This window comes from Agarivorans sp. QJM3NY_25 (genome assembly GCF_050870875.2).
In the GTDB taxonomy this organism is placed as follows: Bacteria; Pseudomonadota; Gammaproteobacteria; order Enterobacterales; family Celerinatantimonadaceae; genus Agarivorans.
The window spans coordinates 3325196-3345144 of the sequence record NZ_CP194041.2 but is presented as its reverse complement, the minus strand read 5'-3'; the positions used below and the strand labels follow the sequence as shown (position 1 = coordinate 3345144).

Genomic DNA, 19949 nt, shown 5'->3' with positions numbered 1-19949 from the left:
CCATGCTTACTTGAGCAAAATCGCGAAGGCGGAACCACTGCCAACATCGGCGGCATTGGCCTCATCGGTATCGATATGCATTTCAAGCTTCATATCGGGAGAAACGCGAATGGCTACATCATCAAAGATGGCTTTGCGCTGGGTGCCTTCAATGGCAATTTTCACAGAATCGCCGTCTTCTACTTGATAGAGCAGGGCATCGACTGGCGACATATGGATGTGGCGTAGGGCCACAATGACACCTTGTTCCAGCATTACTTCGCCGAATTCACTGACCAGTTTGACGCCAGGCGTGTCTTTGAGCTGCCCAGATAAACGCAAGGGCGCTTTTACCCCAATGCTACGGGCATCGGTGGCCGATAATTCCACTTGAGTTTTACTGCGCAATGGGCCGAGTACTCGTACCCTTTCAATGCAGCCTTTAGGACCGCAAAGGGTGACGATTTCTTCGGCGGCATACTGACCGGGTTGCAGTAACATCTTTTTGACCGTTAAATCACGGCCAGGAAATAGTTGTTGAAAATCGGCTGCTGCAAGATGAATATGACGGTTAGAAATACCGACCGGAATTGGCCGATTGCGCATTTCAAGCATCACATTTTCAATGGTTTTTCTGACGAGTATTTCGTCAATCATTTCACTTTTCCTCCATTAATACAGTCTCGTCTTGGCTCGCCTTTTTTTCTTGGACAAGCGATGTCGTGACATAAGTTACAGCTGGCGACTTGTGCCGACTCGGCTTGTTGATTTTGTTCGGTATCGAGTTCCGTTGCTGCTAATTCTGGCGCTTGTTCAGGCTGTTCAGTGTTTGTAGCGGCTGGCTCTGCTGTTGGCTCAAGCGGCTCTGTGCTTGCAGTGACTGGCTCCGTTGTTTGCTCAGGCAGCTCTGTGCTTGCAGTGACCGGCTCCGCATGTTGCTCCGGCAATTCTGTGACGACAGCGGTTGGTTCCACTGTTGGTTCTGGCTGGTCAATGATTGCAGCGGTAGGGCTTGCGGCTTTGGTCACACGACTCGCTTTCACTTTATTGGCAGCTGGCGCGGCTTTTGGCTTAGCGGGAGTGGGTAATGTCATCGCCAGCAGCTTCACGTCTGGGCGAGACAAAACTTTTTTCGAGACTAAACCACCACATTTTTCAGCGAGGGCTGCGCCAGTGCTAATGGCTGCTTGTACTGCTGCAACATCACCGGTAATTTTGATCAATGTCCAGCCAGAGCCCTTGCTGCTTTCTACATCAGCGATGCGAATAGCTGCCGATTTGGCCATGGCATCGGCGGTATTGATGGCGAGCGCTAATCCTTTCACTTCTAATAAACCGAGAGAGACTTTCACCTGTTATTCTCCTTGCTGGTAAAGCGTGTTCTTAAACGGAATACCTTTGACTAAGCGTGCCGCATTGCTCCCCAAATCTCTGAGTTGACTTGGTGGCGGTGTGGGCGTTAATTGCGCTCGAAACAAAGGTTGCTGTTCGGGTAAGTTACGATGATGTACGATCAATTCCTGTGATGAGCAGGCAATGCCCACCGCCAGCGCTGATGCTTGTGCAGCACGATAGGCTCGATGGTTTATTTGCGGTTCATCATCTTGGCGAATTTGGTAGGGGATCCCTTCTTCTTCAATCCCTAAAAGTACTTGTTGCCATGTTTCTGGAAAGTCAATTTCCGAACTACATATCAAGATGCTGGGCTTGTTATTCAATGTCATTGGTGGGGTCTCTTTTAGCTAAAGACAAAATTAAACCCGTGGCAACCGCGTTGCGTGGCCCTTCACAGCCACGAACATTGCCTTGGCCTGCAACCAGTTGGTAATGGGCAAGGGCGTCGGTCACCAATTGTGGCACTTCGAAGTCGAGTGAAGAGCCGCCGACCAAAACCACGAAAGGTATATCGCGAATGTTGCCCGTAGGGCTCACGGACTTGAGAGCGCGCAGAGAATTAGTGACAAAAACCCGAGATTTAGCGCTTTGCCGGATGGCCTTCACTTTTTCTAAGGTGAGTTCACCATCAAGCGGGATAAAGTTGTCTTCTTTGACCACCACCACTCGGGCAAAAACTTCCGAAGGCAGCGCTTTATCGAAGAATTGAACTGAGCCATCTTCGTGACGAATATGGAATAGGCTTTCGACTTTCGCGAGCGGATAACGTTTGATGTCTTCGGCTAAGTAGCGGTCTTGTAAATCCAATTCAGCGGCAATGATCATGGTGACCATTTCACCAGCACCCGCTAAGTGGATGGCAATGATGTCGCCTTTGCCATTTATGATGGAGGCATCGGTAGAACCCGCGCCTAAGTCGAGGATCGCCATCGGTTTATCGGTACCAGGGGTAGTGAGTGCACCTAAAATAGCTGCTTCGGCTTCGGCCCCTCCAATTTGTACCTCGATGTTTAGGGTGTGATGGATCTCTTCAGCGATGCGGGCCATCTGTAGATGATCTGATTTCACCATGGAGGCGATACCCACGGCATGCTCTAAGGAAAATTCACCAGCCAGACCGCCTTGTACATTCATGGGGACAAAGGTATCAACCGCCAGTAAGTCTTGAATAAATACTTCGTTGCTGGGTTTATTGGTGAGTTCGGCCATGGTTTGGCGAACATTCTCTAACATGCCACCAATGTTGGTGCCAGCTTCACCGGAAGCATTATCTAAGTGTTCAAATGAGGTAACAGCGTCCATGATCGCTTCGCTACCTTGGGTAATATCAATATTGAGACTACGACCGCGACTAAATAAGGAAAGTTGTCCAGCGGGAATGGTCCGCGCTTTCACATCGCCTTTGGGCGTTTTAACCACCACCGCCGAACGCGTACCAATTAAGGCGCGCGCTACCGGCACCACGCTTTTGGTCTCTTCGGCACTGAGTGAAAATAGGGTGGCAATTCCATAAGGATTGGCCAGAGTTTTAATCACTTGGCCTTGCTGGGCAACTTCAATTGCGGCGCGCATCCCCATCGGGATTTTCTCAATGAAGCTGACCTCGTCAACGATTGGAATCACTTTGTCGAGGCGGTTATTGACCAACACGCCATCGTCATTTTGTAGAATTGCACCGACAATCTGGTAACCCGCTTGACTGGCGGCATTGATCATCTGGGCGGCATCGGCAAAGTCGATATTTTTTGGCACTACCAGCAGATAAGGTTCTGAACTGTCGCGCTTTAATAATTCATCAAAGGTAATCGTGATGCCTACGCCAACCCCTAAACCGCCAGGCGTTTTAGGGTTGTGGCCGATCATGGTTGACTCGGTGATGATGGTTTCGGTAATCATCTCCATGGCAACATCACCGATCACCGGCGTGGCTTCGTTAATACGGATAAGATTAAGATCCTCGAGGGCGATCCCAGCTTTGGCGACTAATTGATTTAGCGCTTTATAAATCCCCATGAGGTTTTGTTTAGTGCCTTTGATCCCAGTCGTTTCGGTAATCGAAGCACAGATGAACTGCACCTCATTACCCTCACTTTGTTTTGCTAAAGTGACTTCTGTGGATGAGTTGCCAATATCAACACCAACAATGTAGCTCATAATCTTTCCGTTTTTATTTTCAAATAATCTGTCGAATGAAAAAGAAATTAGTTGTCGCCTTTCAGTTTCTTTCTCGGTACGTAGAGTTCTGCTGCTTCTCTAACAAAATCGGCACAGATTTTTGCTTGGTACTTGCTCTCTAACTCTTGAGCAATGTCCATTAGCTCTTGCTTGCTTGAGCGGTAAGGACGCAGGGCATTGTAAATATCTAATACCTTGTCATCGGGTACCGCGGTGAGTTCAGCGGCACGCTCGAAGTTGAGCGCGAGTCGATCACGCCCAGCATCTCTTGCGACCTCAGCCTGAATTCTTAAAATTTCAGGGGTGATCCGCATGTCCTGATTGGTTACCGAGCCGTTTAACACGTTGGCAAGCGTGATGTCTTCGGCGGTTTTACCAGTTGGGGTTTTGATCCAGTCAGGATGTTTGGTGACTAAAGGGTAATCATCCACTGTGACACCGCCGGAACTCTTCGGTGTTGCACTGGCACTCGGTATCGAGGCTTGCTGGTTGGTCATTTTTTCCAGCACGTCTCGAACCATTGATTCAATCGCTTCTGAATTCATTTCATCATCCTTATTAAACGGCAACTTTCAGTTCGACGGCTTTTTTACCAGTCACCACATGTTTGGTTTCTTTGATATGTAAGACCGCAGATTTGGCTTGATACTTAGGTCGCGCCATCTGATCGTTCATGGTAGGCACCGGTTGTGGTGTTTCACCTTTTGCATATTTGGCGGCGTTTTTACCTATGTGGCGATAGGTTTCCTGGGTGAGCAAAGGTGCCTGTGGAAATAGCTCTAAGTTAGAAAGTGGTGGCAAGCCTTTTTGGTGAATCACGGTGGTGCCCTTAGATTGGATCCCCACGCAAATACCAGAACCACATAACTCTTCACCTTCCACGGCAACAAAGGCCACATCCGATGATTTAAAGCAACGTACCACGCGCGCACTGAGACCTTCTTCTTCAATACCTGCAATCATTTCGCGTAAAATCGCTTGGTGCGGCACGCCAACAATGCTTTCGGTTTGTGATAAGCCAAAGGCTGGACCAACCGCAATGACAACTTCATCACGTTTGGTACTGATTTTTGCTTCGCCCATGTCTTGTAAAAAGCCTGAGCTTGCACGCTGATTCGGCGTGCTATCAAACGACACCGCTTGCGGCTGCGTTTGCATGTTGCCGATTACGTCTTCAATAATCTGACGCAATAGTTTTTCATTGATTTCCATAGTCAGCTTCCTTAATTAAACTCATTCGGGTCTAAGGCATTTGGAATGTTCTTCAACAGTTCCCAACGCTCACCTTCAAGTTGATAACCGGTACCGGGTCCGGCATAGTCATTGAGATGATTGACTGCAGAAAGGACTTGGTTGTCGCCAACGATGATGGCTGAGGTATGCAAGTAATCGCCGCTTAGTTTAGCTTTTTGGATATCCAACATATTTTGCGCGATATCTTCGAAACCACCTTTTGCCAAGGCTTGCACTACTTCTAAACCCGTCCGGTTTTGATCAATGATTTCTTGTGCTGCTTTAATGTCTTCAACCATGTTGCGTTCTGGCATATCTTTAGAGCCGTGAGCGTAAGTAGCTGCCGTCACTTCTTCATCGGTGATGGCTGGTAGACCCATGCCTTTGAAGATGGCTTGTAAGGCGCGGGCAGCTTTGTTACGAGTCGCCACCACATCTTCTTCACGCACTGGGTTTAATCCGCCGTCAACTTTTAAGTCGCGTTGAATTACGTTGTAATCATCGAAATCTTCGGCATCTTCGTTAGAACCGGCAAACATGTTGTCGTAGTTTGGCGTTGCTGAATAACCAGAAGAAATAAAGTCAGTTCCAGGCAGAAACTGCATCAATAAGCGAGCGGTACGGCGCATATCTGAGTGGGTAAAGGTTTGGTCATTACTAGACGCACACTCTAAATCTAGCGCTGAACAAATTAAGTTTTCGGCCAATACCGCACGAATACCTGAAGGGACCGCTGAAGGAACTCCAATACAGCTCACAGAGCCATTTTGTAAGCCTTGAACCCCGGCTGCTTTGGTGATGTAGATACACCGCGCTTCCAGATATAGCATCGATTTGCCTTCGGCATACCCCATTTGAACTTCTGAGCCACTGCCAGAGGTAAAACGCATTTTTAGGCCACGAGAGGCATAAGAAGAGGCAAGAAAACCCTTCGACCAAGGTGTATCATCGCCGTCAGTAAATACCGGTTCTGTACCATAAACTGAAATAGTTTCGGCGTAACAGGTATGGCCTAACATGCCGAGCTTCAATTCGGTGGCTTCTTCCAATGAACATTGAGTCAATACCCCTGGACGGCCAACTTGTGAACCGACGAGTAAGGCAATGGCGTTAAACGGCGCGTAACGGGCAACCGCCACGGTGGTTTCTTGTTCATCAAAGCCACGTAATGCACCTTCGGCAGCATCCGCAGCAATTTGTACTGGGTTGTCTTTGATGTTGGTGACGTGAGCTTGTTGAGAAGGTGATTTTCTGGCGCGCATTTTCTGCATCGACATCATCATCTCAACTACATTCATATGTGACATTACCTGGACAATCTTGGCGGGTGTCATCGCGGTAGTCAGTGGCACAATTTCTTTGCGTGGCACATTTGGATCGCACAGCATATTGGCGAGTTTCACCGAATCCATTGCCATCACTTTTTCAGCGTTGGCCAAGTTAATGCCGTAGCGGGCGATAAAATGGTCGATTAAATCGAAGTCGGCTTTGGTTTTGCCATCGAGCTCAACCACGTCACCATTGACTATTTTAATCGATGGTTTTGGATCATTCGGGCTATCCATTGCGATAAACCCTTCTTCGATCCACTCTTTCACAAAACCATCCTGGTTGACCGGGCGTTTTGCTAATGCTTCAAATCGTTTTGATTTCATGGAACAACCTCTGCGTGGCTTAGATGTAAGACGGACGATCGTTGCTTGGCTCGTCACCCATTGTTGCAAGTAGGGTTTTGCCAACTTCACGAGCTGAAATCACCGCTTGACGAACTGCGCCTGAGTCACCAGAAACCACTAAGATGGCTTCATTACTAAAGCTGGTTCCGTTGGCTGGGGAGCTATAAGCGACAGTTTCAACATTGGCTGATTTCACCGCTGTATCGGCCATCAATACGCCAACAGCCGCAGGGGCGCCAACAATGATGCCGCAGGCTTTTCCGAGTGGGGCTCCAAAAGCTTTTTCTAAGGCGTAACTGGCGCGAGCGCTGTATTGCAACTCAATATGACCGGCCTCATTGGCATATACATCGCCAAAGGTGCGGTCGAGTTCTTTAAGTGCGACTTCGATTGCGCGTCTTACGTCAGATACATCTTCGCCGCCAAATACGATTAAAGAACCATGACCTGCGCCACCTTTGGTATCGCGCGGTAGTTCAATGCTGACGACTTCAGTGTTGGTACTTTTTACCGCTTCATCGGCAGCCATAATGTGCGGGCCTGCACCGGTGCGGGCACCTAAAATACCGATAGAGCGATAACGTTTCTCTAGCTTCATCGCGTCGAGTACTTCGTTATCGACATTCGCAATGACTAAGCCAATGGTGTCGCCAATTGCCGTACCGACAAATTCTGTTAAACCACAGGTTTTCTCGACCATTTTTTCGCCTCGTTGCTGGTTGGGTTGTGGAGGAGCTACATCCGTTTGATCATTTACTTTCGCCATCACCTGAGCCATGACGGTATCGACCAGGTTGCTGTTCATTATTCAAGTCCTTTTGGTAGAATTTTTTCTACGTCAGTATGGGGACGAGGAATCACATGAGTGGCGACGATTTCACCAACATTGGCCGCTGCAGATGAGCCTGCGTCAACGGCAGCTTTCACAGCACCCACATCGCCACGAACAATCACAGTGACTAAGCCTGAGCCAATTTTTTCGTAACCGACTAAATCGACGTTAGCTGATTTAACCATGGTGTCAGCGGCTTCAATTGCGGCGGTTAGCCCTTTGGTTTCAACCATTCCTAATGCTTCTTGTTGCATAATAAACCTCTATTTATATTTGCTATGTGTGAACAGACAGTAAAACTCTCGGCATTAATCTAGCCTTTGTTTAAGCAAAAAAATTGTCCATTTGAAGGTGTGGAATGGAAATAATCTGCGGTGCCGACAATAAAAATTTGTCATCAACTTACAGGCTTAGGCGGAATATAAAGGCTTTGCTCGTCATTCGGATAGGCGAATAAATCACTCAGGCCGACTTGTTGAAATCGAGACATTGGTTAAATAAATAGCGAAAACATGAGCTATACGACAATTAAAGAATTTGTTTATGACAAAAAATTAGCATTGATGGTTTTGCATTATCTCCATGAATATAAAAGATAAAAGTTAGAATGAGGTGTATTTAAACCAATTTTTTAGCATTCCTAAGGCGCAGAGTTACATTTACTTAGTGTATAGATGACAATTTATTAGCATGACATAAAATTATTCAGGATTAACATTAGCAGCGTGATTATTGGGTACCATCCATTTGTTGCTGAAACAATATAAATAACCAAAGCGATTAATTTATGGTGGTGCAAATTAAAGTTTACTGAGAATACGAAGTGAAGGAATAGCTATGAAGGATTCATTGAAAGGCCAATGTATCGCGGAGTTTTTAGGCACTGGCTTATTTTTGTTCTTTGGCGCGGCTTGTTTATGCGCAGTCAAATTGGCAGGCGCGCAATTTGGTTTATGGGAAATTTGTATTGTATGGGGCTTGGGGATTGCACTTGCGGTTTACTTAACTGCGGGAATTTCTGGGGCGCATCTTAATCCTGCGGTGACCGTGGGTTTATGGTTGTTTGCCAACTTTGATAAACAAAAAGTTGTACCTTACATTCTCGCCCAGGTCGCTGGTGCATTTTTTGGGGTTGCCGTGTGCTATTTCATCTATGCGGACCTGTTTACGGTGTTTGAACAAAGCCATAATATGCTACGCGGTAGTGATGAAAGCCTGTATCTTGCGAGTATTTTTAGTACTTATCCACATCCCGATCTTCCGACTTGGCGTGCAGCCGCTGTAGAAGTGATTATTTCTGCGACTTTAATGGGTTTAATTTTGGCCTTAACTGATGATGGCAATGGTGTTCCCAAAGGGCCGCTAGCGCCGTTATTGATTGGGATCTTGGTGGCGGTGATTGGCGCTGCAACAGGCCCTTTAACTGGCTTTGCGATGAATCCTGCGCGTGATTTTGGTCCTAAAGTATTTGCCTTTGTGGCGGGTTGGGGAAAAGTGAGCTTTACCGGAGCGCGTGAGCTTCCCTATTTTATTATTCCAATTGTGGCTCCGCTGATTGGTGCTTGTCTGGGTGGTGCTGGATATCGCTACTTTATTACCCGTCATTTGGCCGATGATACCGAGACTGAAAAAGAGAGTGTCGTAGAAAGCGTTTAGCGTGATAAATATTTGAGCATCCGATGACTTAAATCAGCGCTAAATCAAAGTTATAAATGTTTAATATTGTAAAGTTTGTGATGTTGTAATGGATGATCATTCTAAATAAACAGGGAGTTGCTTAGACAATGAAACCGGACAGTTTTTTAGAATCTCAAGGTATTAATAAAATACTGCAAGATTTTGCCAATGCAACGGGCTTGGCGGTGGTATTGGTGGATATTGATGGACGTGAAGTGTCTGCCAGTTTTAACTTTACTGATTTTTGTCAACGGATCCGCCAAGATCCCGATTTATATGCTCGTTGTAAGAATAGTGACCGCTGCGGTGGGTTGGAAGCTTCTAAGGTGAATAAACCTTGTGTTTACCGTTGTCATGCGGGTTTGACTGATTTTTCAATCCCACTGGAGGTGAATGGGCACTTGGTTGGCTTTGTGCTTTGTGGTCAGGTTCGGGTGAATAACTTTGTATCTTTGGGTGATATTCAACCAGTGGATAAAAAATGGATGCAAAATGCCGAGTTAGTTGAAGATTATGAAAAAATCATCACGGTAGATTATCCCAAGTTATTTTCTGCAGCAGATTTATTAAAAACTTTGGTCGATGATTCAATTAAGAAACATTTGGATTTTGTGGTCATTAATGACAAGTATGATATAAAAAATATATTTAAATCGCATGATTCAAATCATTCTTACGATAGTAAAATAAAGAAAGCGGTTCGTTATATTGAAGCTCATTATTTTGAAGATATATCTTTAGAGGATATTGCTGATTATGTTTATTTAAGTCCACATTACTTTAGTAAGTTATTTAAGAAAGAAATGGGTGTGGGGTTTAATTCATACGTGAATCAGCAGCGTCTAATTGGTGCTAAAAAAATGCTACAGTATAGCGATTGGTCTATTTCTAGGATTGCTCACAATTTGGGTTACTCCTGCTCTAGCTATTTCTGTAAGGTTTTTAGAAATGCTTACAATATAACCCCTCAAGAATTTAGAAATAGTTTAAATCATGAGGGTGAAACGCTTGTTAATGTTTAGTTTTGTTGAGGGTTATATGTCTTAACGGATGTTTTAAAAATACTTAGTGCCAGTGTCCTTATTTGGTTAAAAGTGAATTAGGTTCAATTCCTAAGCTGTTCCCGCAACTGTAAGTGATCTCGTGATCACAAGCCAGAACCTGCTAAGTATTCAATGATAAAAGTTGGTGTAAATGTATTTCAAAGATTCTGGGCGGGATTTCTCAGTGAACGATTATTCTCATGAGTTCCTTCCGTGCTGTTTGTTTTTTAAGTGTCCGTCATTTATCGATGACGATTTACTTGGTTGTTAAACGAGGAAGGAATACTTGTGTCTATGCTAAACGCGGTGTTCGCCGTTGTATCGGCTAGTCTTGTCCTAAAAAGCCATCAATATCACACCGACCATTACTTTTGCGGTCGAGACGACCACTATTTGGCGCTTATTGTTGATCCTGCGGGGGGCTCCCGTGGCTAGATTAAAGCGTTCTGCCAGTAATAAAGAACTGAGAGGTGGATATACCACCGGTGCCTGTGCGGCAGCCGCCGCACGCGCTGCGGTGAGGTGTTTACTCAGTCAACAGCCGGTTTCAGAAATCGAAATCCAGCTCCCGAATCGTGAATTTGTCAGTTTTGCCATCGCCAGTCTCAGTGGTTCTAGTCATGTTACCGCTGGAGTGATTAAGGATGCGGGGGATGATCCCGACTGTACTCATGGTTTAGAAATTCAGTGTACCGCGAGTTTATCGGGTCAACCGGGGATCCAAGTCCGGGGCGGCAGTGGCGTTGCAACAGTCACTCTGGAAGGCTTGGAGCTTGCTGTGGGTGAACCGGCAATTAATCCGGTACCCCGGCAAAATATTATCGATATGGCGATGCTGGAATGGCAACCCTCAGCTGCGGCGCAGCAGGGTTCCTTGGGTTTAGAGTTGACGATATCGGTACCGGGCGGTGAACAAGCTGCCAAACAAACCATTAATCAACGTCTCGGTTTGATAGGTGGTATTTCTATTTTAGGCACCCGTGGCACGGTTAAACCCTTTTCAACCTCTGCTTTTGCGGCCTCAGTTCGACAAGCCATTCAGTTAGCGAAAACTCATCAGGCGGCACATGTAATTTTGACCACAGGCAGTCGCTCTGAACAGGCAGCGATGCAGCAATTTCCTGATTTAGCTAGCCTGGCTTTTATCCAAGCGGGGGATTTCATTGGGGTTGGTTTACGGGCGGCAAAACGCTATCGGGTCAAAAAAGTCACCATTGTTGCGATGATTGGCAAAATGGCCAAGTTGGTCTCGGGTCGGATGATGACCCATGTCTCTGGCCATGCGATCGATTTTGAGAGCTTGAGTGAATTGGCCAAGCAATCGGGCTTGAAATTGGCACTGTCTGAGCAGATAGCCAAAGCTAATACTGCAAGGCAAATGCTCGAGTTGATCCGCGACGAGTACCCACAACAATTTCTCAAGCTGCCCTTTTTTCTAAGAATGTGTCAGCAGGCGCAGCAGCATGCCCAACGATATACCGCTCAACAATTGCGCATCGAGCTGATGCTGATTGATTTTGATGGTCGCCCACTGGGTCATACCGAACCGTTTAAAAAATTTAAAGTAGTAAAGGAATCTCGGCCGATGGATAGAATGCAACAGATGACCGCTCGTGGTCATGAAATAGAGAATGACTCGTTCGCGATTATCGATCGCGAAATCGCCCAAATTCATGGCGGACATTCCTTCAGCGACAGCCAGTGGCCAGTGGTGCGGCGTGCCATCCATACCACTGGAGATTTTGAGTTTGCTCAATTGTTTAAGTTTAGCGCTGATGCCATTGTCTCGGGGGTGAATGCGCTCAAACAAGGTTGCCCAATTGTTAGTGATGTATCGATGATTAGCTCGGGAATTAGTGAGCAACGTTTATCGGTTTATCAAAATCAAATGTATTGCTTTATTAGCGACAAAGGGGTGATTACCAGCGCCAAACAACATGGCGATACCCGTGCCGTCTGGGCGATGCGTAAGGCTCGGGATTTGGGTTTATTGGATGGTGCCATTATCGCCATTGGGAATGCGCCAACGGCACTGTTTGAAGTGCTTGATTTGGTGGAGAAAGGCGAAATAAAGCCTGCGCTGGTGATTGGGATCCCGGTGGGATTTGTGAAGGCGGCGGAATCTAAGCAGGCACTGATCGAGCAAGACCAAGTGCCTTATATTGCCAGTGTGGGCCGTAAAGGCGGCAGCCCGATTGTGGTGTCTGCGGTTCACGCCTTGTTATATCAGTCGGTGTAATGATGATGAATAACATTACGGTAGTCGGGGTGAACGAAGACGGTTGCATTAGCCTTTCCAGTCGCGCAGTGAATGCGATAGCACAGGCCCGGGTGGTGGCGGGGCATCCGCGTCATATGGCATGGTTTCCGCAATTTGACGGGCTATTTCTCGATATGAGCCAGGGTTTTAGTGAATGGTTGAACGAGTTAATTGATGAGAGCGAAGAGGGCGCAGTGGTGATTCTAGCTTCTGGCGACCCCTTATTTTACGGGATTGGTCATGCGCTACTCAAACGAGTGAAGCGCGAAGAATTGGCATTTATTCCGGCCTTAAGCTCGGTCCAATTGGCCTTTGCCAAGTTGGCACTGCCTTGGTCGCAGGCTCAGTTCATTTCCTGCCATGGCCGAGCTCTGGCAGGCTTGGTGAGTCAAATGCAGCAAGCCAGTTTGTTTGCGATTTTGACCGATGATAAAAATACCCCTCAGGTGATTGCTCAGCACTTAGCCAAGTTTAATCAAGCGGACTGGCGCTTAAGCGTGTGTGAGCAGTTAGCGGATGTAAATGAACAGATCAGTGAGTTTAGTGTGGCGCAATTAGCCGCCCACCCCGAGCCGTTTTCCCCCTTAAACCTGATTATCGCGCAGCGGCAAAGTGAACTGGTCTGGGGCGGCTATGGCCAGTTTTCTGAAGATAGTTGTTTTAGCAAACGGAGCCCACAACACGGTTTGATTAGTAAACAGCCAGTGCGTCATTTGGCGCTGGCCGCAATGAGAATTCGTCCCGCAGATACGGTCTGGGATATCGGTGCAGGCTCCGGTTCTATCGCTATCGAAGCGGCAAAATTTTGCTGGCAGGGCCAGGTATTTGCGATTGAATCTAATCCCGAATGTTATGCCGGCATTGAACACAATATACACGCTCATAGCACCGATAATGTTTGTTTGGTGCAAGCCAAAGCACCGCAAGCGCTGCAAGAGTTAGCCCCACCCGATGCGATTTTTATTGGTGGCAGTCGTGGTCAAATGCAGTTGATCCTCGACCATTGTTGGCAGGTGCTGAAGCCACAGGGTCGACTACTGATTTCGGCGGTTACCTTGGACACCGTGGCAGAACTTTACCAGTGGGGAAAACAGCAAAATCTGAGGTTTCAGGTGCAGTTAGTGAACGTGGCGCAAACGCAGCCGCTGGCTAACTATCAGCGCTATCAGGCGGAAAATCCTATTCATTTATTTTCGATTAGCAAACCAGTGTCAGGAGACCTATTGTGAATCAAGCAAAACATCATCATTACGGCCAACTCTACGCCGTTGGCGTGGGTACAGGCGACAGTGAGTTACTCACCTTGAAGGCGGTTCGTTTAATTAAACAGGCGGATATCATTGCCATCCCAGAAAAAACCAAGGGTAAGGCTGACTCCTTCGCCTGGCAAATTGTCGGTGGCGCGGTCAGTGAAGACGAACTCCATGGTGAAGCCTGCTTTTTACATTTTCCGATGACCCGTGACCCCTTGCAAAATGTGCCCGCCTGGCAAGCGGCGGCCGAGCAAATTCTTGGGTACTTGCAGCAGGGCAAGTCGGTGGTTTTTGTCACCGAAGGTGACCCATCGGTGTATAGCACCTGGGCCTACATTCAGGAAGAGCTGGCGGAGCTTGCCCCGAGCTTGGAACCGGTGATTGTGCCCGGGATTACCTCGATTACTGCGGTGCCCGCAGCCACCAAAATTCCTTTGGCCGATGGTCAAGAGCGTTTTTGTGTGGTTCCCGCCACCTATGGCATCGAGTGTTTAGCCAGCTTAGTAGAAGAATTCGACACGATTATTCTGATTAAAGCGGGACGAATGATTAGCCAGTTATCAGCCAAGTTAAAACTGCTGGGTTTGGAGGATGCGGCCACCTATGTGTCTCATGCCAGTAGTGAGCAACAAGAAATTTATCATCGACTCGATGAGGTCCCCACCGAGCATCGCTACTTCTCGATGGTACAGATTTCTATTCGTTCGCGCCGTGGCGTATTGCGCCACGCGGATGGCGCTTCGAAACATATTGCGGTGGCCTAAATCCCGATGAAACTAGCCATTTACGCCATTACCTTAAACGGCGCCAAGCAAGCCCGTCGGCTTGCCAAGCACTTACCCTTTGCCGAGCTATTTATCTCCGCGGTGGGTTTAGAGCTGTTTGACGCCACGCCAGAGCGGGTGAACCCCTTGTCGTTTCCCTTGAGCCAAGCGCTCAGTGAACGTTTTGCAGACTATGATGGACATATTTTCATTTGTGCGACCGGCATTGTAAGCCGAGTGATTGCACCCTTGATCCAGGATAAACGCCACGATCCTGCGGTGCTGTGTATTGATGAGCAGGCTAATTTTGTGATCCCGCTGTTATCGGGGCATCGAGGAGGGGCCAATCAACTGGCCGAACGTATCGCTTATGTACTGAAGGCGCAGCCAGTATTAACCACCGCCTCCGATGTGTCTGAAACCCTTGCGGTGGATATGTTGGGTGCGCCCTTTGCTTGGCAGCTCGACCCGACATGCGAGGCGTCAATTACTCGTGTTTCTGCGGCGGTGGTGAATCAGCAGCCAGTGGCAATCGTGCAACAAGCGGGTGATAAACGCTGGTGGACCTTCGAGAAACGGATGCCTGCTCATTTGATTTGTCACAGCAAACTTGACGATTTGTCGGCAGCGGACTTTCACGGGGCAGTGTTAATCAGTGATGACTTAAGCCCTATCGCTGCGGGTTGGCAAGATAAGCTGGTGTTATGGCGGCCAAAGTCGCTGGTCTTGGGCATTGGTTGTGACCGAAACACGCCATTGGCGGTCATTGAGGCCGGGCTTGCGCAGTTTAGCCAACAGTTTCATCTGAGTCTGGATTCGGTGGTGGGATTTGCCAGCATCGACCTCAAAGCCGATGAGTCGGCCTTGCTCGCCTTATCGGCTAAGCGACAGTGGCCGTTTGTGACTTATCCGGCTCCCCAGCTTGATGGTTTAGCTGGGGTGGAAAATCCTTCAACCTATGTGAAAAAAATCACCGGGAGTGATTCGGTCGCCGAAGCTGCGGCATTACGCCAGGCCCACAGTGAGCAGCTACTTGTAAGTAAGTGGGTGTTCACTCAGCAGGGATATAATCTTACCTTAGCCTGTTGCCGCTTGCGCTTTAGTGAACCGCTTAAGCAACAACAACGGAAAAATTGGTTTGGCCAAGCGCGCCATGGCGCAGAGCCTAAACTGAACGCGCATGGTAATCCGGTTGTTGAAGGCTGCCGCTGCAAGCCTGAGCATGTCGACTTAAATCGTCCAATGTTGCATCACCGTCAACATATCTTTTTATGTGAAGGTAGTCGTTGCGCCAAGGCTGGCAGTCAATCTTTAGCCCACGACTTGCGCGCTATTCTGAAGACGATGGGTTTGGCCAGTGGTGAACAGCGGATCAAAATCAGTCGTAGCCATTGCGTTGGTGCTTGTCGACAGCGTGCCACTATGGTGATTTATCAACGCCATGTGGATCCGGCCAGTCAGGCCAATCACGCTTTATGGTTAAAAAATATTGAACAGTTTTCTGAGGCGCAATGGAAAACGCTATTTCAAGCGCTGGCCGAGGATCGGCCTTTGCGGGCGTTATTTTCCGTGGAACATTTTGCCGCCGTTGAAGATATCCTTGAGCGACAATCGGGAGTCGCTGCATGTTAATCAAATATGGGTTCAAAAGACCACTTCAAATGAAGTTGGCAAAGCAGGAGCAAGCTTTTGGCTAAGTTATATTTAGTGGGTTTAGGCCCTGGCAGCTTAGATTTGATGTCGGTGAAGGCCCAGCAGGTGATTCGGTCGGTTGACGTGGTGGTGGGTTACGGCTTGTACATCAAATTGATTCAGCCCTTATTGGGTCAGCAAACCATTGTACGCAGTGGTATGACTAAAGAGTGGCAACGTGCCGATGCCGCGATATCGCAAGTGCAGTTAGGTCACAATGTGGCGATGGTTTGTTCGGGTGACGCGGGGATGTACGCCATGGCGCCGCTGATCCTCGAGTTAGTGAGCACCAACGATCTTAATATTGAGCTGGAAATTGTGCCCGGAATTACCGCCGCCAATGCCTGCGCTTCTTTAGTCGGAGCCCCATTGGGCCACGATAGTTGCACTATTTCCTTATCGGACTTACTCACCCCCTGGCCAGTCATTGTGAAGCGCATTGAAGCGGCGGCACTTGCCGACTTTGCGATTACTTTTTATAACCCACGTTCACGTAAGCGCCAGCAACAGATTGTTGAAGCACAGCAAATTTTGCTGCAACACCGTCACCCCAAAACCCCGGTGGCGATTGTGAATGCGGCTTATCGCCCAGAGCAGTCGGTGCAATTATCGACTTTGGACAAATTTACTGACTTAGAGTTTGCCATGAACGCTGCGGTGATTGTTGGCAATAATAGCAGTTTTCGTTTTAAAGATTGGATCGTAACCCCGCGTGGTTACGACAACAAATATACCTTGCAAGATGGTGAAACCCGAGACGGACAAACGCCCGGGCGGGCACTACAGCAGCGACAAGAGGAACAGTGATGACGGTATTTTTTATTGGTGCGGGGCCCGGTGACCCGGATCTGATTACGGTGAAAGGCGCGAAGTTGGTCGAGACTTGTCCAGTGGTGCTGTATACCGGCAGTTTAGTGCCCAAAGCGGTGATTGAGCGTGCGCGCGTCGACGCTTTAGTTTTGAATTCTGCAGATATGGATCTGGATGCTATCACTCAGGTTTACCTTGAGGCGAAGCAGCAAGGCAAGGATGTGGCCAGAGTGCAAACTGGCGACCTATCGATTTATTCTTCGCTGGCCGAGCAGGTTCGCCGTTTGGATGCGCTGGAGATTGATTGGCAGGTGGTGCCGGGAGTGTCTTCGTTTCAAGCATCCGCCGCTGCGCTCGGTCAGGAACTGACCCTGCCTGAGCAGTGCCAAACCATTATTCTAAGCCGCATGTCGGGGCGCACTCCGGTGCCGGAGAAGGAAAACCTTAAATCTTTGGCGCAGCACGAAGCCACCCTGTGTTTGTTTCTCAGCGCAACTTTGATCCGTAAGGTGGTCCGTGAATTGAGTGAAGTTTATCCCTTGAGCTGGCCAGTGGTGGTGGTTGAAAAGGCCTCACATCCAGAGCAACGGATCATTCGGGGTACGCTGGCCGATATTGCCGACAAGATGCATCAGGCGAAGATCCGTTCCACAGCGATGATCATCGTGAGCAAGGTTTTGGCCATCGATGATTTTGTCGATTCAAAGTTATATGACCCCAGTTTTTCCCACGCCTGCCGTCAGGCAAGCATTGCGCCGTTAAGCGAGGAGGCTTTCGATGAGTAAGGGTAAAGTTTATCTAATTGGTGCGGGTCCCGGCGATCCCGGCCTACTCACCTGTCGCGCCAAACAACTACTCAGTGATTGTGATGTGGTGTGCTACGACAAACTGGTGAGTGCCGCCATATTATCGGTGGTACCTGCGCATGTGCAGCTCTATCAGGTGGGCTATCGTGGCTATCAGGGCTGTCATATTGATTACGGGATGCATCCCGATGTATTGGCTTTCGCCCATTCAGGTAAACGAGTGGCGCGTTTAAAAGCGGGCGACCCTTGTATTTTTGGTCGAATGACCGAAGAATGCCGCGATTTGGAAGCTCATCAGATTGACTACGAGTTAGTGCCCGGCATCACCGCTGCCTTAGGTGCTGCTGCCTATTCTGGCTTTCCTTTAACCAGTGGCGGGATCGCTTCGAGTGTGACCTTTGTGAGTGGTCATAAATCTAGTGATAGCATTGCTTCTTGGGGTGCGCTTGGACAAGACGGCGGCACTCTGGTGTTGTATATGGGGGCTAAACAATTGGCCAAACATGTGCAGAATTTTATTCGTCAGGGACGCTCGCCAGAGACGCCGATCGCGCTGATATTTTCGGCGACTAGTGCCGACCATCACTGTGTTGTGGCGACGCTGGCGAGTATCGCCGATAAAGTCGCAGGCTTACAACAGGCTGGCCCTGCTTTAGTGATTGTTGGAGAAGTGGTTGCCCAAGCCAAGGAATTTGACTGGTGTGCTCGTTTGCCCTTGTTTGGCTCAAGAGTGCTGCTGTGTGGTGACTACCCACAACAGCAGGCGATTTCCGAGCTTGGGGCAGAGGTGATTCAGGTGGATAGTTTACCTTGCGAGTCGAGCATTCATGCTGAAGATTGGCGATTTTTTGCCAATCAAGTGGAGCTGGGATTTGCCGACCTAAGTAGTTTTAAACTGTGGTGGCAGAGCTTAAAACAGCAGCAGCGGGATATTCGTCAATTTAGGATGCCAATGGGGAGTGATGATCCGGCGGTTTGTCGGGCTTTAGAAGCATTGGGGATTGCCCCTGCAGTACTGTCGGAACATGCATTGATCTTAACGCTGGATGCCTTGGAGCGAGATCCTAACAGTCGTTACCACAATATTGGTCAGCGATTGAGTCAAGCCTTGGCTTATCCATTGCCGTCGGTTGACTGGTTATTGGTGGAAGATAGTGCGATTGCCGCCTCGCTCTATAAACATCATGCCGAGGCCCTGCAAGGAGCCAAGTTGATCGCCTTGAATGAGCGGGTCCGGGATTGGGCTGCTCAGCAAGGTCATGTACTTGGTGAAGCCGAAGCGCTGAGCCTGTTTGATTTACCCGAGGCCTTGGTATACGAGGCCGCCGATGTGGCTTGAAGCGCTCCTCGCCGATCGAAGTTTAGCCAGCGCATTGGCCTTACTGCTGGCGCTGGGTTTAGATAAAGCCCTAGGCGAGCCAAGCCGTTGTCATCCTTTGGTCGTGTTTGGCAATTTGGCGCAATACATTGAGCGGCGCTGTCGCGCGATGGTTTGCTTGAGTGAAAAACAACAAGGTGCTTTGGCTTGGAGCTTCGCGGTGCTGCCGCCGGTATTGCTATGCTTTGGCGCTTGTCATTGGCTGTTGGTGCGCTCGCCTTTGGCGTGGTTTGTCGCCAGCAGCCTGATCCTCTATCTAAGTATGGGTGGCCGTAGCTTAAGTGAACATGCCCAACAGATTTATCGGCCTTTACAGCAGGGCGATATGGCGCAGGCGCGGTATCAGTTGGCGCAAATCGTGAGTCGTGATACCGAGCGTATGGATGCCACTGCGATTAGCTCATCGACCATCGAATCGGTGCTGGAAAATGGGAATGATGCGGTGATCGCACCGATGCTTTGGTTTGTGCTCTTGGGCGCACCTGGTGCGTTGTTATTTCGCTTAGCCAATACCTTGGATGCGATGTGGGGCTATAAAACCTCTCAGTATTTAGAGTTTGGTTATGTTAGTGCCAGACTCGATGATCTACTGGCATGGCTGCCCGCACGGCTCACTGCGCTGAGCTATGCGGTTCAGGGCGATTTCAAATTGGCGCTACAGTGCTGGCAACAGCAGGCTCGGCATTGTGCCAGCCCCAATGGAGGCGTCACCATGACCAGCGGAGCTGGCGCTTTGGGGATCAGTATTGGTGGGCCCACCTATTATCATGGCGTGCTGCACCAAAAGCCGCCGATGGGGCATGGGCCTTTATCACCGCCACAGGCAATTCCAAGGGCGATTGCCTTGGTTGAAAGGGGCTGCATTGGCTTAGCGCTGGTGTGGTTGATTTGGCTATTGGCCTGCTGAGCTTTGGGCTTGGCATTGGTTAATTGATGAGTTGATTGAGTTTTTGGTGAACGGAAGTTTGAGGGGATG

Annotated in this window: 20 protein-coding genes and 1 riboswitch; of the genes, 11 read left to right on the top strand and 9 right to left on the bottom strand. The window is 48.6% G+C overall.

Going from position 1 to position 19949, the window contains the following annotated elements; genetic code table 11:
- Positions 1-6 precede the first annotated feature (6 nt).
- Genes ACRRSW_RS15315 through pduA form a run of 9 tightly spaced genes read right to left on the bottom strand, consistent with a single transcriptional unit; the run spans position 7 to position 7544 of the window.
- Positions 7-636 carry a phosphate propanoyltransferase gene (locus ACRRSW_RS15315; protein ID WP_432452373.1) on the bottom strand — a complete coding sequence of 210 codons (630 nt, stop codon included), beginning with the start codon at positions 634-636 and terminating at the stop codon, positions 7-9.
- Positions 633-1331, bottom strand: a complete 699-nt coding sequence (locus tag ACRRSW_RS15310; RefSeq protein ID WP_432452374.1) for a BMC domain-containing protein — start codon at positions 1329-1331, stop codon at positions 633-635. Before ACRRSW_RS15310 ends, ACRRSW_RS15315 begins: the two co-directional genes overlap by 4 nt.
- 3 nt (positions 1332-1334) lie before the next feature.
- Entirely contained in the window at positions 1335-1703 is a 369-nt protein-coding gene (locus ACRRSW_RS15305) for a glycerol dehydratase reactivase beta/small subunit family protein (RefSeq protein WP_432459773.1), read from the bottom strand.
- On the bottom strand, positions 1690-3528 hold the full coding sequence (locus tag ACRRSW_RS15300; RefSeq protein ID WP_432459772.1) for a diol dehydratase reactivase subunit alpha: 1839 nt from the start codon (positions 3526-3528) through the stop codon (positions 1690-1692). Before ACRRSW_RS15300 ends, ACRRSW_RS15305 begins: the two co-directional genes overlap by 14 nt.
- Before the next feature lie 47 nt (positions 3529-3575).
- Positions 3576-4094: a propanediol dehydratase small subunit PduE gene (gene pduE / locus ACRRSW_RS15295; RefSeq protein WP_432452377.1), complete on the bottom strand. Its 519-nt coding sequence runs from the start codon at positions 4092-4094 to the stop codon at positions 3576-3578.
- 13 nt (positions 4095-4107) lie between these two features.
- A complete protein-coding gene (locus ACRRSW_RS15290) occupies positions 4108-4761 on the bottom strand; it encodes a propanediol/glycerol family dehydratase medium subunit (protein WP_432452378.1) in 654 nt (217 codons plus the stop codon).
- Between the two features lie 11 nt (positions 4762-4772).
- Positions 4773-6437: a propanediol dehydratase large subunit PduC gene (gene pduC, locus ACRRSW_RS15285; protein ID WP_432452379.1), complete on the bottom strand. Its 1665-nt coding sequence runs from the start codon at positions 6435-6437 to the stop codon at positions 4773-4775.
- A gap of 19 nt (positions 6438-6456) precedes the next feature.
- Positions 6457-7263: a propanediol utilization microcompartment protein PduB gene (pduB, locus tag ACRRSW_RS15280; protein WP_432459771.1), complete on the bottom strand. Its 807-nt coding sequence runs from the start codon at positions 7261-7263 to the stop codon at positions 6457-6459.
- Positions 7263-7544, bottom strand: coding sequence for a propanediol utilization microcompartment protein PduA (pduA, locus tag ACRRSW_RS15275; RefSeq protein WP_432452381.1), 282 nt, complete (start codon positions 7542-7544; stop codon positions 7263-7265). Before pduA ends, pduB begins: the two co-directional genes overlap by 1 nt.
- Positions 7545-8127: 583 nt before the next feature.
- On the opposite strand from pduA, the gene ACRRSW_RS15270 reads away from it, so the two are divergent.
- From ACRRSW_RS15270 to cbiB, 11 genes are all read left to right on the top strand, one after another.
- Positions 8128-8946, top strand: a complete 819-nt coding sequence (locus ACRRSW_RS15270; RefSeq protein WP_432452382.1) for an MIP/aquaporin family protein — start codon at positions 8128-8130, stop codon at positions 8944-8946.
- Between the two features lie 128 nt (positions 8947-9074).
- Positions 9075-9989, top strand: a complete 915-nt coding sequence (locus ACRRSW_RS15265; protein WP_432452383.1) for a PocR ligand-binding domain-containing protein — start codon at positions 9075-9077, stop codon at positions 9987-9989.
- A gap of 27 nt (positions 9990-10016) precedes the next feature.
- Positions 10017-10150: riboswitch (cobalamin riboswitch) on the top strand.
- Positions 10151-10298: 148 nt separating this feature from the next.
- Positions 10299-10445: a hypothetical protein gene (locus ACRRSW_RS15260; protein ID WP_432459770.1), complete on the top strand. Its 147-nt coding sequence runs from the start codon at positions 10299-10301 to the stop codon at positions 10443-10445.
- On the top strand, positions 10438-12249 hold the full coding sequence (locus ACRRSW_RS15255; protein WP_432459769.1) for a cobalt-precorrin-5B (C(1))-methyltransferase: 1812 nt from the start codon (positions 10438-10440) through the stop codon (positions 12247-12249). The genes ACRRSW_RS15260 and ACRRSW_RS15255 overlap by 8 nt, the downstream gene beginning before the upstream one ends.
- Positions 12249-13499, top strand: coding sequence for a precorrin-6y C5,15-methyltransferase (decarboxylating) subunit CbiE (gene cbiE / locus ACRRSW_RS15250; protein WP_432459768.1), 1251 nt, complete (start codon positions 12249-12251; stop codon positions 13497-13499). Before ACRRSW_RS15255 ends, cbiE begins: the two co-directional genes overlap by 1 nt.
- On the top strand, positions 13496-14287 hold the full coding sequence (gene cobI / locus ACRRSW_RS15245) for a precorrin-2 C(20)-methyltransferase (RefSeq protein WP_432452387.1): 792 nt from the start codon (positions 13496-13498) through the stop codon (positions 14285-14287). The genes cbiE and cobI overlap by 4 nt, the downstream gene beginning before the upstream one ends.
- A 6-nt stretch (positions 14288-14293) precedes the next feature.
- Entirely contained in the window at positions 14294-15919 is a 1626-nt protein-coding gene (locus ACRRSW_RS15240) for a cobalamin biosynthesis protein (RefSeq protein WP_432452388.1), read from the top strand.
- Between the two features lie 57 nt (positions 15920-15976).
- Positions 15977-16786, top strand: a complete 810-nt coding sequence (cobJ, locus tag ACRRSW_RS15235; protein ID WP_432452389.1) for a precorrin-3B C(17)-methyltransferase — start codon at positions 15977-15979, stop codon at positions 16784-16786.
- Positions 16786-17574, top strand: a complete 789-nt coding sequence (cobM, locus tag ACRRSW_RS15230; RefSeq protein WP_432459767.1) for a precorrin-4 C(11)-methyltransferase — start codon at positions 16786-16788, stop codon at positions 17572-17574. The genes cobJ and cobM overlap by 1 nt, the downstream gene beginning before the upstream one ends.
- A complete protein-coding gene (gene cobA, locus ACRRSW_RS15225; protein ID WP_432459766.1) occupies positions 17567-18934 on the top strand; it encodes a uroporphyrinogen-III C-methyltransferase in 1368 nt (455 codons plus the stop codon). Before cobM ends, cobA begins: the two co-directional genes overlap by 8 nt.
- Positions 18924-19880: an adenosylcobinamide-phosphate synthase CbiB gene (cbiB, locus tag ACRRSW_RS15220; RefSeq protein WP_432452392.1), complete on the top strand. Its 957-nt coding sequence runs from the start codon at positions 18924-18926 to the stop codon at positions 19878-19880. The genes cobA and cbiB overlap by 11 nt, the downstream gene beginning before the upstream one ends.
- Positions 19881-19949: the final 69 nt, after the last annotated feature.

Coding starts and splice junctions, on each gene's coding strand:
- ACRRSW_RS15315 (WP_432452373.1), bottom strand. CDS start 636: ATGATTGACGAAATACTCGTCAGAAAAACCATTGAAAATGTGATGCTT.
- ACRRSW_RS15305 (WP_432459773.1), bottom strand. CDS start 1,703: ATGACATTGAATAACAAGCCCAGCATCTTGATATGTAGTTCGGAAATT.
- ACRRSW_RS15300 (WP_432459772.1), bottom strand. CDS start 3,528: ATGAGCTACATTGTTGGTGTTGATATTGGCAACTCATCCACAGAAGTC.
- pduE (WP_432452377.1), bottom strand. CDS start 4,094: ATGAATTCAGAAGCGATTGAATCAATGGTTCGAGACGTGCTGGAAAAA.
- ACRRSW_RS15290 (WP_432452378.1), bottom strand. CDS start 4,761: ATGGAAATCAATGAAAAACTATTGCGTCAGATTATTGAAGACGTAATC.
- pduC (WP_432452379.1), bottom strand. CDS start 6,437: ATGAAATCAAAACGATTTGAAGCATTAGCAAAACGCCCGGTCAACCAG.
- pduB (WP_432459771.1), bottom strand. CDS start 7,263: ATGAACAGCAACCTGGTCGATACCGTCATGGCTCAGGTGATGGCGAAA.
- pduA (WP_432452381.1), bottom strand. CDS start 7,544: ATGCAACAAGAAGCATTAGGAATGGTTGAAACCAAAGGGCTAACCGCC.
- ACRRSW_RS15270 (WP_432452382.1), top strand. CDS start 8,128: ATGAAGGATTCATTGAAAGGCCAATGTATCGCGGAGTTTTTAGGCACT.
- ACRRSW_RS15265 (WP_432452383.1), top strand. CDS start 9,075: ATGAAACCGGACAGTTTTTTAGAATCTCAAGGTATTAATAAAATACTG.
- cbiE (WP_432459768.1), top strand. CDS start 12,249: ATGATGATGAATAACATTACGGTAGTCGGGGTGAACGAAGACGGTTGC.
- ACRRSW_RS15240 (WP_432452388.1), top strand. CDS start 14,294: ATGAAACTAGCCATTTACGCCATTACCTTAAACGGCGCCAAGCAAGCC.
- cobM (WP_432459767.1), top strand. CDS start 16,786: ATGACGGTATTTTTTATTGGTGCGGGGCCCGGTGACCCGGATCTGATT.
- cobA (WP_432459766.1), top strand. CDS start 17,567: ATGAGTAAGGGTAAAGTTTATCTAATTGGTGCGGGTCCCGGCGATCCC.
- cbiB (WP_432452392.1), top strand. CDS start 18,924: ATGTGGCTTGAAGCGCTCCTCGCCGATCGAAGTTTAGCCAGCGCATTG.